Source organism: Pandoraea iniqua (assembly GCF_902459685.1).
GTDB classification, from domain to species: Bacteria; Pseudomonadota; Gammaproteobacteria; order Burkholderiales; family Burkholderiaceae; genus Pandoraea; species Pandoraea iniqua.
The window spans coordinates 335,165-347,114 of record NZ_CABPSF010000004.1 but is presented as its reverse complement, the minus strand read 5'-3'; the positions used below and the strand labels follow the sequence as shown (position 1 = coordinate 347,114).

The window sequence follows — 11,950 nt, the reverse complement described above, 5'->3', positions numbered from 1 at the left end:
CCCCATGTCCTGCAACCGACGTTAAGGAAAGAATGAAACGCGCATTCCTTTCCCCTGAAGCCAGGTGGCACGTCATGCAGACCCGAATCATCACCGCACAGGATGTCGAGTTCTTCGAGTCGCGAATCTCGCCCGCGCCCATGGTCGGGCTGGCGTTCGAGTTTCCGTCCGGTGGCGGTGTCGAGCCGCACGTGCATCCCTACGGGCAAGTCCTGTTCGGCAGCGAAGGCATCATGACCGTGGACACGCCTCGCGGCACTTGGGTCGTGCCCCCGCAGCGCGCTGTCTGGATTCCGCCAATGACGCTGCACGCTGTGCGCCTGCGTGCGTCGTTCGGCATGCACAACCTGCTGATCTCGCCGCACGTCGTGGCCGACCTGCCGAAGACCTGCGAACCGCTCGTCGTCTCGAACCTGATGCGCGAACTGATCCTGCGCGCCGCTGCCACCGACGAGCCCATGCTGCGCAAGCGCCACGTCGACAAGTTCTTCGAGATCATCCGCGACGAGCTCGAATTCAGCGATGAGATTCCGCTCTCGCTCGAAATTCCGCGCGAACGGCGCCTCGCCCGCCTGTGCACCGAATTCCTGCGCGAGCCGTCCGACAACCGCACGTTGCAGGAATGGGGCGATCACGTCGGCGCCAGCGCACGCACCCTCTCGCGGCTGTTTACCCGCGAACTCAACCTCACCTTCGACGAATGGCGCCGCCACGTGCGCCTGCAAGAGGCGCTTTACCGGCTGGCCGAAGGCCGGGCCGTCTCGGCGGTCGCCAACGAACTCGGCTACGAAAGCACGACCGGTTTCATCGAAATGTTCCGCAAATCCCTCGGACGCACGCCCGGCCAATACTTCGCCTGAACCCGCACCGGCGCCCGCGTCCGGGCCTGCACCGCCCCCCTTGAAATCCACGCCGCCCGGCATCGCCCGGGCAACTGTTGCTTTTTCAACTCTTATATAAGACATAAGACATTTGACCTTATGAGTTGTGGGGACTAAAATCGCGGGCAAAGCAGTGTCCGGAACACCCATGGAGGCCCACAAGGCCTTCTCCTGAAACTCAATACCAGCAGGTCCCCAAATGCTTGAAAACTTTCGTGCTCACGTGGCCGAACGCGCCGCACTCGGTATTCCTCCCCTGCCGCTGTCGGCTCAACAGACCGCCGAACTGGTGGAACTGCTGACGAATCCCCCCGCCGGCGAAGAACAGACGCTGGTCGATCTGATTACCCACCGTGTGCCCGCCGGCGTGGATGAAGCCGCCCGCGTGAAGGCCGGTTTCCTGGCCGCCGTGGCCAAGGGTCAGACGCCGTGCGCGCTGATCTCGCGCGCCCGCGCGACCGAATTGCTCGGCACGATGCTGGGCGGCTACAACATCGCCCCGCTGATCGAGTTGCTCGCCGACGCCGAAGTGGGTACCGTGGCTGCCGACGCGCTGAAGAAAACCCTGCTGATGTTCGATCAGTTCCACGACGTCAAGGAACTGGCCGACAAGGGCAACGCCAACGCGCGCGCCGTGCTGCAAAGCTGGGCTGACGCCGAGTGGTTCACCAGCCGTCCGGAAGTGCCGCAAAGCCTGACGATCACCGTGTTCAAGGTCACGGGCGAGACCAACACCGACGACCTGTCGCCGGCCCCTGACGCCACCACGCGCCCGGACATCCCGCTGCACGCGCTGGCCATGTTGAAGAACACGCGTCCCGGCATCACCCCGGAAGAAGACGGCAAGCGCGGCCCCATCAAGTTCATCGAATCGCTGAAGGACAAGGGCCATCTGGTCGCCTACGTGGGCGATGTGGTCGGCACGGGCTCCTCGCGCAAGTCGGCGACCAACTCGGTGCTGTGGTTCACGGGCGAAGACATCCCGTTCGTGCCGAACAAGCGTTTCGGCGGCGTGTGTCTGGGCAGCAAGATCGCCCCGATCTTCTACAACACGATGGAAGACGCCGGCGCCCTGCCGATCGAACTCGACGTGTCGCAAATGGAAATGGGCGACGTGGTTGAACTGCGCCCGTACGACGGCAAGGCCCTCAAGAACGGCGAAGTGATCGCCGAGTTCCAGGTCAAGTCCGACGTGCTGTTCGACGAAGTGCGCGCCGGTGGCCGTATTCCCCTGATCATCGGCCGTGGCCTGACCGCCAAGGCACGTGAAGCACTGGGTCTGGCCCCGTCGACCCTGTTCCGCCTGCCGCAGCAACCGGTCGACAGCGGCCGTGGCTTCTCGCTGGCCCAGAAGATGGTTGGCCGCGCGTGCGGCCTGCCGGAAGGTCAAGGCGTGCGTCCGGGCACGTACTGCGAACCGAAGATGACCTCGGTCGGCTCGCAAGACACCACGGGCCCGATGACCCGTGACGAACTGAAGGATCTGGCCTGCCTGGGCTTCTCGGCCGACCTCGTCATGCAGTCGTTCTGCCACACCTCGGCGTATCCGAAGCCGGTGGACGTGAAGACGCACCGCACGCTGCCGAACTTCATCAGCACGCGCGGCGGTATCGCCCTGCGTCCGGGCGACGGCGTGATCCACTCGTGGCTGAACCGCATGCTGCTGCCCGACACCGTCGGCACCGGCGGCGACTCGCACACCCGCTTCCCGATCGGCATCAGCTTCCCGGCAGGGTCGGGTCTGGTCGCCTTCGCCGCTGCCACCGGCACGATGCCGCTGGACATGCCGGAATCGGTGCTGGTCCGCTTCAAGGGCAAGATGCAACCGGGCGTGACGCTGCGCGATCTGGTCAACGCCATTCCGCTGTACGCCATCAAGCAAGGCATGCTGACGGTCGCCAAGCAAGGCAAGAAGAACATCTTCTCGGGCCGCATTCTTGAAATCGAAGGCCTGCCCGATCTGAAGGTCGAGCAAGCGTTCGAACTGTCGGACGCCTCGGCAGAGCGCTCGGCCGCCGGTTGCACGGTTCACCTGAACAAGGCACCGATCATCGAGTACATCACCAGCAACATCACGCTGCTGAAGTGGATGATCGCCGAAGGCTACCAAGACCCGCGCAGCATCCAGCGCCGTATCTCGGCGATGGAGCAATGGCTGGCCGACCCGCAACTGCTGGGCCCGGACGCCGATGCCGAATACGCTGCGGTGATCGAGATCGATCTGGCCGACATTCACGAGCCGATCGTGGCCTGCCCGAACGATCCGGACGACGTGAAGACGCTGTCGGATGTGGCCGGCGCCAAGATCGACGAAGTGTTCATCGGCTCGTGCATGACCAACATCGGTCACTTCCGTGCGGCCTCGAAGCTGCTCGAAGGCAAGCGCGACATTCCGGTCAAGCTGTGGGTCGCCCCGCCGACCAAGATGGACCAGAAGCAGTTGACCGAAGAAGGCCATTACGGCGTTTTCGGCACTGCCGGTGCGCGTACCGAAGCGCCGGGCTGCTCGCTGTGCATGGGTAATCAGGCACAAGTGCGCGAAGGTGCGACGGTCATGTCGACCTCGACCCGCAACTTCCCGAACCGTCTGGGCAAGAACACGAACGTGTATCTTGGCTCGGCGGAACTGGCGGCAATCTGCTCGCGTCTGGGCAAGATTCCGAGCAAGGAAGAGTACATGGCCGACATGGGCGTGCTGAGCGCCAACAGCGACAAGATCTACAAGTACATGAACTTCGACCAGATCGAAGACTTCAAGGAAGTGGCCGACACCGTCAAGGCGTAAGCCTGCGGTCGGGTTACGGCGTGCAGGTGGCGCCGTAGCATCGAAAAAAGCGCCCCGAGTGAAAACTCGGGGCGCTTTTTATTTGCGCAGCGACGACGGAAAAGACCGGGGCGTCAGCTTCCTCTTAGTCGTCCAACGACACGTCGTTCGGTGTCTCGAACACCGACTTCAGCTTCTGGCTCAGCGGCAGATTCAGGTTGATGTTCTGCGGCGGAATCGGCGACATAAACCACTTCTGATACAGCTTGTAGGCTTCACCGCTCGTCTGGATGCGGGCAATCGTCTTGTCGACGATGGCCTTCAACGCCGGATCGTTCTTGGGCAGCATGCAGGCAATCGCTTCGAACGTCTGCGGCTCGCCGGTGATGATGTAGTCATCCGACTTGCTCGCCTTGGCCTTCTCCGCCGACAGCACGTCCGAGTCCATGAAGAACGCGGCCGCGCGGCCCTGCTGCACCATCATGAATCCCTGCGCGTGATCGGTGGCCGCCACGATCATCACATTCAGCTTCGCTTCGGCGATCTTCTTGCGCAAATAGCGCTCGGAGGTCGTCCCTGCGGTCACCGCAACGGTCTTGCCTTCGATATCGTTGAACGACCGGATGCCCGAGGTGCGCTTCGTCAGCAGGCGCGTTTCCGTAATCGAGATCGTGTTCGAAAACTCGACCTGCTTGCGGCGTTCCGCGTTGTTCGTCGTGCCGCCACACTCCAGATTGATCGTGCCGCTTTGCACCAGCGGAATGCGGTTCTGCGCGGTAATCGGCATCATGCGCACCTGCAAGCCGGGCGCGTCGATCTCCTTCTTGATCGCCTCCACGATCTGCAAGGCGATCTCTTGCGAGTAACCAATCACGTTCTGGCCGTTGTCGTAGTACGAATACGGCACCGACGACTCGCGATTGCCCAGCACGATGACATTGTTCTCTTTGATCTTCTTCAGAGACCCGGTGAGCGGCGTGGCAGCCTGGGTATTCGCCACACCGCTCATCAGCGCCAACAACACAACCCCGTAGCTCATGTACTTCATCTTGTCGTCTCCACCCGCCATCGAAAGCGGTTACTTATGGTTTTGCAGAAGGGAATGCAGATGCCCGGAACGCATGGAACGCTCGACGCGTCATCACGTCAGCGCAGCACACGCCCGCGCGATTCGCGCGCACGCTTCGCGCAGGTTTTCCATCGACGTGGCAAACGAGAGCCGAAATGCCGGCGAGATACCGAAGGCTTCGCCCTGAATCACCGCGACGTCCTGCGTGTCGAGCAAATAGAGAATGAAATCGGTGTCGTTGTTGATGACCTTCCCTTCCGGCGTCCTCTTGCCGATCACACCGGCGCACGACGGGTAGGCGTAGAACGCGCCGACCGGCTTCGCGCAGTGCAGCCCCTCAACCGCGTTGAGTTGCTCGACCACGAGATCGCGGCGCGCGGTGTACTGGGCTTTCCATTCCTCGAGAAAATCACGCGTGCCGGTGAGCGCGGCCAACGCGCCCGCCTGACTGATGGCGGACGGGCTGCTGGTGCTCTGCGACTGAAGCTTGGCAATCGCCTTGATCAAGTCGCGCGGGCCGCCCGCGAAACCGATGCGCCAGCCCGTCATGGCGTACGCCTTGGAAACGCCGTTCACCGTCAGCGTGCGCTCCAGCAGATGCGGGTTGACCTGCGCAAACGTGAAGAACGCCTCGCCGTCGTAAATCAGGTATTCGTAGATGTCGTCGGTGAGCACCATCACGTTCGGGTACTTCGTCACCACGTCGCCGAGGCTGCGCAACTCTTCGCGGGTGTAGGTCGCGCCCGTCGGGTTGCACGGCGAATTCAGAATCACCCACTTGGTGCGCGGCGTGATGGCGGCTTCGAGCTGCGCCGCCGTGAGCTTGTAGCCGTCTTCGGCGCGGCAATCGACGATTACCGGTGTACCGCCGTTGAGCAGCGTCATGTCCGGATACGACACCCAGTACGGCGCGGCGATGATGACCTCGTCACCTTCGTCGACGGTACTCGTCAGGGCATTGAAGATGATCTGCTTGCCGCCGTTGGCGACCGTCACCTGATCCATGCCGTAGTCGAGCCCGTTCTCGCGGCGGAATTTTTCGCAGATCGCCTGCTTGAGTTCCGGCGTGCCGTCGACCACCGTATAGCGGGTCTTGCCGGCCTTCATCGCGGCGTATGCGGCTTCGATGATGTGATCGGGCGTATCGAAGTCGGGTTCACCGGCGGTGAGCCCGATGATGTTTCTGCCCTGCGCGCGCAGTGTCTTGACGCGGCCGGTTGCCATGGAGCTGGGTGACGGTTTAATCCGGCCCATGCGGGTAGCCAACAAACTCATAATGTTTCGATTCCGTAGAAATGGGGGACGGGAAAGCAGGACGGCGGAGAAGCGTTCAGGCGCTCAGGCGATCACGCCGAGCTTGCGCAGACGCTCGTCGATCCAGTCGCGCTTGTCCTTGCCGGCGCGAATCGCCGTCTTGCGCTGCTCCTCGCGGGCGGCCTGCTCGCGCGCCTTGCCGAGCACGTAGGTCCATTGATCGGGCGGCACGGCGACCACACCGTCTTCATCGCCGACGATGAGGTCGCCGGCATTGATGACCAGACCGCCGATGCTCACCGGCACGTTGACTTCGCCCGGCCCTTCCTTGAACGGCCCACGGTGTGTGTTGCCGCGTGCATAGCAGGGGAAGTCGGCCGCGCGAAATGCGCCGATATCACGCACAGCACCATCGATCACGAAGCCGGCAATCCCCCGCACTTCCGCGTGAATCTGCATCAACTCGCCGATCAGGGCCTGCGTCACGTCGCCGCTCGCATCGACCACGATCACGTCGCCGGGCGCTGCCATATCCATCGCCTTGTGGATCATCATGTTGTCGCCGGGGCGCACCTTCACGGTGATCGCGCGGCCGACGAGGCGCTTGCCCGCGTGATACGGGCGCAGTCCCTGCACGCCGCAAATGCGCTGCATGCTGTCGCTGATGTGCGACGTGACGATGTTGGCGTAGGCGTCGAGAATGTCGGCAGGGATCGGCGCCGGCATCGGCAGCACGCGAAATCCCGCTTGGTTGTGTTCGTTCATGGTGTCCTCATTGAAGCGATGGAAGCTTTTGGGTGTGCCGTCAGAGCGTGCGGTGTTCGCGCAAATACGGCACCAGTCCGCCGGCATTCAGAATCTGAAGAATTTCCGGCGCAATGGGCGCGCCGTGCAGCGGTGTCGTCTCGTCGTTGATCCAGACTTGCGTCTGCTCGCCGAAGACGACACGCACCATGTCGCCCTCGCCGATGCGCGACGTATCGCACTCCACCGGATACAAGCCGTTGTTGATCGCGTTACGGAAGTAAGTGCGCGCAAAGGTCTGCGCCAGCACCACCCGCACGCCCGCGCCGACTACGGCGGTGACGGCAACTTCCATCGCCGACCCGCAGCCGAAGTTTTTGCCTGCGACGATCAAATCGCCCACACGCACGCTCTGAGCAAAGTCAGGATGCGTCGTCTCGAACAGGTACTGACGCAGCACTTGCGGATCGAGCGAGTCACGCTTGCGGCGCGACGAGATGATGTAATCGGTATTGACGTCGTCGCCGAAACAGCGCGCGCGTCCTTCAATGGTTTGTGCGTTCATGAACGATGGCCAAGCTGTGATGGCGCTACGAGATAACCGGCCACCGCACTGGCGGCGCAGACTTGCGGCGAGGCGAGATAGATGTTCGCGTCGGCGTTGCCCATCCGGCCCTTGAAGTTGCGATTGGCGGTCGACACGACGTTGACGCCGTCGCCGGGGATCGCACCACCGGTACCGCAACACGAACCGCATCCCGGTGTGACGACAATCGCACCGAAGGCGAGAAAATCGGCCAGTTCGCCGCCACGGACAAGGGCTTCCATGATTTCGCGCGACGCCGGGGTCACCACCAGTTGCACGCCCGGAGCGGGGCCGCCGTGTGCGCGCAATACCGCCAGCGCTTCCTGAAAGTCCTTCACACGCCCGCCGGTACACGTGCCGAGATACGCCATATGAATCGGCGTGTGTTCAAGCTCGGAAACCGTGACCACGTTATCGACCTGATGCGGGCGGGCGACGTTGGGCTCGACCGTCGCGAGATCGAGGGTGATGCGCTCGGCGTACTGCGCATCGTCGTCTGCCGTCAGTGCGTCTTCGCTGTCATCCACCCCCTGCATGGGGCGGCTTGCGAGGTATTCGCGCACGGTCGCATCGACGGGGAACAGGGCGTTCTTCGCCCCCATCTCGATCACCATGTTCGCGATCGTGAGGCGATCGTCGAAGTCGAGCCCGGCGATGCCGTCACCGTGGAATTCGAGCGTCTTGTAGGCCGCGCCGTCGGCACCGAGGATGCGCGCGAGCGCCAGCGCAATGTCCTTGCCACCGACGCCGGCAGCGAGTTTGCCGACCAGTTCCACGCGAATGCTCGCGGGCACCTTGAGCCAGACTTTGCCGGACATCATGACCGCCGCCAGATCGGACGAGCCGATGCCGGTGGCAAAACAACCCGCCGCGCCGTACATCACCGAGTGACTATCGGCACCGACGAGCAGACGCCCGGGGCGGGCGTAGCCCTGTTCCACCATGAGTTGGTGGCCGATACCGGCGCCGACGTCGAAAACCTTGACCGCGTGGGCCGAAGCGAACTTGCGGATACGCGCCTGTAACAGCGCCGACTTGGCCGACGGCGCGGGCGCGTAGTGATCGAAGGCGAACACCAGTTGCGCCGGATGCAGCGGCGCGGTGCCGCCCATGGCGTCGAAATAGTCGAGCGCCATCGGCACCGATGCGTCGGTGCCCAGCGCGAAATCGACCGTGCAAATGGCGATCTCGCCCGCACGTACGACCCTGCCCGCTTTACGGGACAGCAACTTTTCGGAAAGCGTCTGACCTGCCATTGCCCCCACTCCTTGAAACCTGAATTGCCGGATACCCAACGGGCATCCATGGCAAACAAGTATGGGGACGACGCCTTTTTGAAACTAGCGAAAAAAAGGCGTCTTCAAGCCGGAAAAAATTTCACGTTTCCCGTGGCAGGCGAGTCGACGTCAGGCGGCGGGGGACGCCGGGCGGGGTGTGAACTGCGGCTTGCGGAAGTCGCACAGGCGTTGCGCCAGCGCGGCTATGTCGGCACTGAACTCCACCGGCCCGTCGTTGCGATAGACGGCGTAGTAGCGCACGGTCGGCAATGGCTCGTCCACCGGCACTCGCTTGAGCAGCCCTTGCTCGACCAGATCGCCGAAGTAGAGATCGGGGAGGTAGCTCACGCCAAAACCGGCGACCGTCAACGCACTGAGGGCGCTCAGACTGTTGCCCGCGTACATCCGGCGGATCGACAGTCCCTTGGCCTGAAACCAGCGATCGAAAACGGCATCGACGCCCGAGGTGTCGATCTGCATCAGGATCGGATGCTGCGCGATTTCGCCAAGGGAAAGTGTCTTCGAGGTGTCGGTCAGCGACGGGCTGCACATCCACTGGAGCGCCATCGTGTCGAGCGGCACCGCGGTGAACCCGGGGCCGGTGGCGGTGAGCGGAATGATCGCCAGATCGATATCGGAGCGTTGCAGCTTGGTCATCAACGCGGTGCTGAGATCGATCTCGGGCTCGATGGAGACGAGCGGGTACTTCTCCCGCATTTCCTGCACCAGCTTCGGCAGCCACGTGAGGCCGATCAGCTCCGTGACCCCGATGCGATACCGGCGGACCACGTCCACCGGCTTGCCCATGCGCTCGAGCAGACGGTCGCGCAGTTGCAGAATTTCTTCGCCGACCTCCAGCACCTCGCGGCCTTTTGCCGTGAGTTGCATGGTGCGGCCACTGCGGTCGAACAGCGCGACGCCGAGGAACTCCTCGACTTCCGTAATCCGTTTGGACACGGCCGACTGCGTCGTGTGGAGTCGCTCGGCGGCGGCGGCATGGGTGCCGAGTTTGTTGGCCCAGTACAGCGCTTCGATTTGCTTGAAGGTGATCATGATGTCCCGTCGGCGGCAGTTACCGCGGCTTGCTTTGCCGCCATAAGATACCCCAACCCCTTCAAGCAGTCAGCGGCCCGAGGGCGGAGTCCAGCGCTGCCCATAACGTCGTTACGTGCACCCGCGATCGCATGGCGCCGTTCTTCGATAGTCTCTGATCGTCTTAGCGCCGCAGGCGAGAAGCAGATTCCGACGTTGCCTCGACCGTACGGGGGAATTGCGGGCGCGTCGGTGCGATAGCGAACCGACTTCCCACGCAAAAGCCACGAGGATCAGCCAAAGATCCGGTCATGCACGCATCAACGAGGAGTCGATCATGAGAAAGGAACGCATACTGCTTCATGTCTATGGCGAGCAACGAGATTCCGTCTGGACACTGACCTGTCTCGATCTCGCGTTCGCCTCCCGGGCTACCAGCCTGATGCAGGCCAAGGTGTACGTCAGGGCCAATGCCCACGCGTATCTCGACGGCAAGCTGGTCGGCGAGAACATCCAGTTCCCTGCCACACCGGTGAGCGCTGCCGTCGTCACCAAGCTCAGGATGAAATACTGGCTGGCCCGGCTCTGGCAACGCGTCGATGGTCGAACGCGTGACCACATCTATGACGAAGTCGTGGGTCTAGCCGACAAGAATCCTGTGTTTTCCTAGGCTTTCTGAAAACGCAAATCGACGCCGGAGGCAGCCTCCGGCGTCTGTCTTTCTTACAGGCTCGGCGGGCGCACGCCGTCGTCGAAGGCCGCTTCTTGACGCTGCGCTCGCGGGCCTGCCCCGAACGCCATAAAGCTCAGCGCTGCCAGTACCCACGCGCCGATCACACCGTACAACATCACCAGACCGAAGCCATGCACCAACGCGCCATGAACGATGACACCGTTGGGGTCGGCCGCCGACAATGCCGCATTGCCCTGCGTCAACTGATCGAGACTGCCCGCCGCCACCTTCTCCGCGAGCCAGCGCAGCGACAGTGCATCTGAAGACGCCGGCAGCGCGCGAGCGAGATAGGCGCTGACGCCTTCGAGCAGCACGAACCCCATCACCGCAATGTTGATCGCCAGACTAATCAGCCGTGCGCTCATGTCGATGCCCGACGCCATCCCCGCGCGGTTCGACGACACCGCCCCGGTCGCCGTGTTGGTCACCGGCGTGTTGGTCATCCCCAGCCCCGCGCCGCACAACACACATCCCGGCAACACGGTCAGCCAACTGGCATGCGCCATATCAATGCCGAAACGCATCAGCAGAAAGCCGAGGCCGATCGTGAACATGCCCAGCGGAATCACCTTGTGTGCGCCAATCCGAAGCGCAAGACGTTCGGCGAACGGCGGCACGATGAGTGTCGGCACGGTATAGGCGAGCAGCGCCAACCCGGCGTTCACGCTGCTATAGCCGAGCGCGCCCTGAAAGTAGATCGGCAGATACACGATGAACGGCCAGTAGCTGAAGTTCATCCCCATCGAGCCGAACATCGCCCCGGAAAACGCGCGGATACGGAACACCGAAAAGTCGAACATCGGCCGGGGACTGCGCTTCTCGACGACGAGATACGCGAGGAAGCTCAGGGCCGATGCGCCGATGATGCTCAACCCGATGGGGCTGTCGAAGCCGAGGTCAGGCCCCTGCGTGATGTAGTAGACGAGACCGAACGTCGACAGCGATAGTGTGACGATGCCCGGCAGGTCCAAATGCTCGGCGTGCGGGTCGCGAGACTCCTTCACGCCCGCAAAAACGAGGCTGAGGGCCACCATCGCAATCACCACGTGAATCAGGAAGACCCACTGCCAGTTGGACACGGCAACGATCAATCCGCCGACGATCGGCCCGAAGCCCAAACCGCTGCCGAACACGATGCCCCAAGCGCCAAACGCCCGGCTGCGCTCGCGTCCTTCGCGGAATTGATGCGACAGCACCGCCACCATGCAGATCAGCATCGCGCCGCCGCCCACGCCTTGCAAAAACCGGCTGACGATCAGCACCGCCGCGCTTTGCGCCAGCCCGCAGATGAGCGACGTCACCGCAAATATCACGATGCTGGCGACGTAGACGCGTCGGCGTCCGAACCGGTCAGCCAGCGTGCCTGTGGCCATCAGCACCGTCGTGCACGCCAGCGTGTAGGCATTCATGATCCATTGCAGGGCCTTGAAGTCGGCGTGCAGCACGCGCTCAAGGGTCGGGAGAATGGTCGGCACGCTGGAAATTTCAAGGCCGAACATCAACGATGTCAGGCAGATCGCCGCTAGTGCCAGCGCGTTTTTAGGGTCTCGGGAAAGCGTCATAGGTATCGCGGAGAAAAGTATTTGGCCGATGTACTATATCGGGAATTA

10 protein-coding genes are annotated in these 11,950 nt (G+C 62.7%); 3 read left to right on the top strand and 7 right to left on the bottom strand.

Features of this window, described 5'->3' with window-relative positions:
- Positions 1–74 precede the first annotated feature (74 nt).
- Positions 75–860 (top strand): AraC family transcriptional regulator, encoded by a 786-nt coding sequence (locus PIN31009_RS17240; protein WP_174996105.1) that lies wholly within the window; start codon positions 75–77, stop codon positions 858–860.
- A gap of 220 nt (positions 861–1,080) precedes the next feature.
- Entirely contained in the window at positions 1,081–3,666 is a 2,586-nt protein-coding gene (gene acnB / locus PIN31009_RS17235; RefSeq protein ID WP_150791086.1) for a bifunctional aconitate hydratase 2/2-methylisocitrate dehydratase, read from the top strand.
- Between the two features lie 124 nt (positions 3,667–3,790).
- Here acnB and PIN31009_RS17230 read toward each other — a convergent pair whose 3' ends face one another.
- The 6 genes from PIN31009_RS17230 to PIN31009_RS17205 all read right to left on the bottom strand — a co-directional run bounded on the left by PIN31009_RS17230 (position 3,791) and on the right by PIN31009_RS17205 (position 9,628).
- Entirely contained in the window at positions 3,791–4,693 is a 903-nt protein-coding gene (locus tag PIN31009_RS17230; RefSeq protein ID WP_217426810.1) for a glutamate/aspartate ABC transporter substrate-binding protein, read from the bottom strand.
- Between the two features lie 93 nt (positions 4,694–4,786).
- Positions 4,787–5,989 carry an aminotransferase class I/II-fold pyridoxal phosphate-dependent enzyme gene (locus tag PIN31009_RS17225; protein WP_150791085.1) on the bottom strand — a complete coding sequence of 401 codons (1,203 nt, stop codon included), beginning with the start codon at positions 5,987–5,989 and terminating at the stop codon, positions 4,787–4,789.
- A gap of 63 nt (positions 5,990–6,052) precedes the next feature.
- Positions 6,053–6,733, bottom strand: a complete 681-nt coding sequence (locus tag PIN31009_RS17220) for an RraA family protein (protein ID WP_150684634.1) — start codon at positions 6,731–6,733, stop codon at positions 6,053–6,055.
- Between the two features lie 40 nt (positions 6,734–6,773).
- Complete coding sequence (locus PIN31009_RS17215) at positions 6,774–7,277, bottom strand: LeuD/DmdB family oxidoreductase small subunit (protein WP_150791084.1); 504 nt, start codon at positions 7,275–7,277, stop codon at positions 6,774–6,776.
- Positions 7,274–8,554, bottom strand: a complete 1,281-nt coding sequence (locus PIN31009_RS17210; RefSeq protein ID WP_150791083.1) for a 3-isopropylmalate dehydratase large subunit — start codon at positions 8,552–8,554, stop codon at positions 7,274–7,276. The genes PIN31009_RS17215 and PIN31009_RS17210 overlap by 4 nt, the downstream gene beginning before the upstream one ends.
- 150 nt (positions 8,555–8,704) lie before the next feature.
- A complete protein-coding gene (locus PIN31009_RS17205) occupies positions 8,705–9,628 on the bottom strand; it encodes a LysR family transcriptional regulator (protein ID WP_150791082.1) in 924 nt (307 codons plus the stop codon).
- A gap of 316 nt (positions 9,629–9,944) precedes the next feature.
- Between PIN31009_RS17205 and PIN31009_RS17200 the strand changes: the two genes are divergently transcribed.
- Positions 9,945–10,277, top strand: coding sequence for a hypothetical protein (locus PIN31009_RS17200; protein ID WP_087686959.1), 333 nt, complete (start codon positions 9,945–9,947; stop codon positions 10,275–10,277).
- A 53-nt stretch (positions 10,278–10,330) separates the two neighbouring features.
- Here the strand turns inward: PIN31009_RS17200 and PIN31009_RS17195 are convergent, their stop codons facing one another.
- Positions 10,331–11,902, bottom strand: a complete 1,572-nt coding sequence (locus tag PIN31009_RS17195; protein ID WP_150791081.1) for an MFS transporter — start codon at positions 11,900–11,902, stop codon at positions 10,331–10,333.
- Positions 11,903–11,950 lie beyond the last annotated feature (48 nt).

Coding starts and splice junctions, on each gene's coding strand:
- PIN31009_RS17240 (WP_174996105.1), top strand. CDS start 75: ATGCAGACCCGAATCATCACCGCACAGGATGTCGAGTTCTTCGAGTCG.
- acnB (WP_150791086.1), top strand. CDS start 1,081: ATGCTTGAAAACTTTCGTGCTCACGTGGCCGAACGCGCCGCACTCGGT.
- PIN31009_RS17230 (WP_217426810.1), bottom strand. CDS start 4,693: ATGAAGTACATGAGCTACGGGGTTGTGTTGTTGGCGCTGATGAGCGGT.
- PIN31009_RS17225 (WP_150791085.1), bottom strand. CDS start 5,989: ATGAGTTTGTTGGCTACCCGCATGGGCCGGATTAAACCGTCACCCAGC.
- PIN31009_RS17220 (WP_150684634.1), bottom strand. CDS start 6,733: ATGAACGAACACAACCAAGCGGGATTTCGCGTGCTGCCGATGCCGGCG.
- PIN31009_RS17215 (WP_150791084.1), bottom strand. CDS start 7,277: ATGAACGCACAAACCATTGAAGGACGCGCGCGCTGTTTCGGCGACGAC.
- PIN31009_RS17210 (WP_150791083.1), bottom strand. CDS start 8,554: ATGGCAGGTCAGACGCTTTCCGAAAAGTTGCTGTCCCGTAAAGCGGGC.
- PIN31009_RS17205 (WP_150791082.1), bottom strand. CDS start 9,628: ATGATCACCTTCAAGCAAATCGAAGCGCTGTACTGGGCCAACAAACTC.
- PIN31009_RS17200 (WP_087686959.1), top strand. CDS start 9,945: ATGAGAAAGGAACGCATACTGCTTCATGTCTATGGCGAGCAACGAGAT.
- PIN31009_RS17195 (WP_150791081.1), bottom strand. CDS start 11,902: ATGACGCTTTCCCGAGACCCTAAAAACGCGCTGGCACTAGCGGCGATC.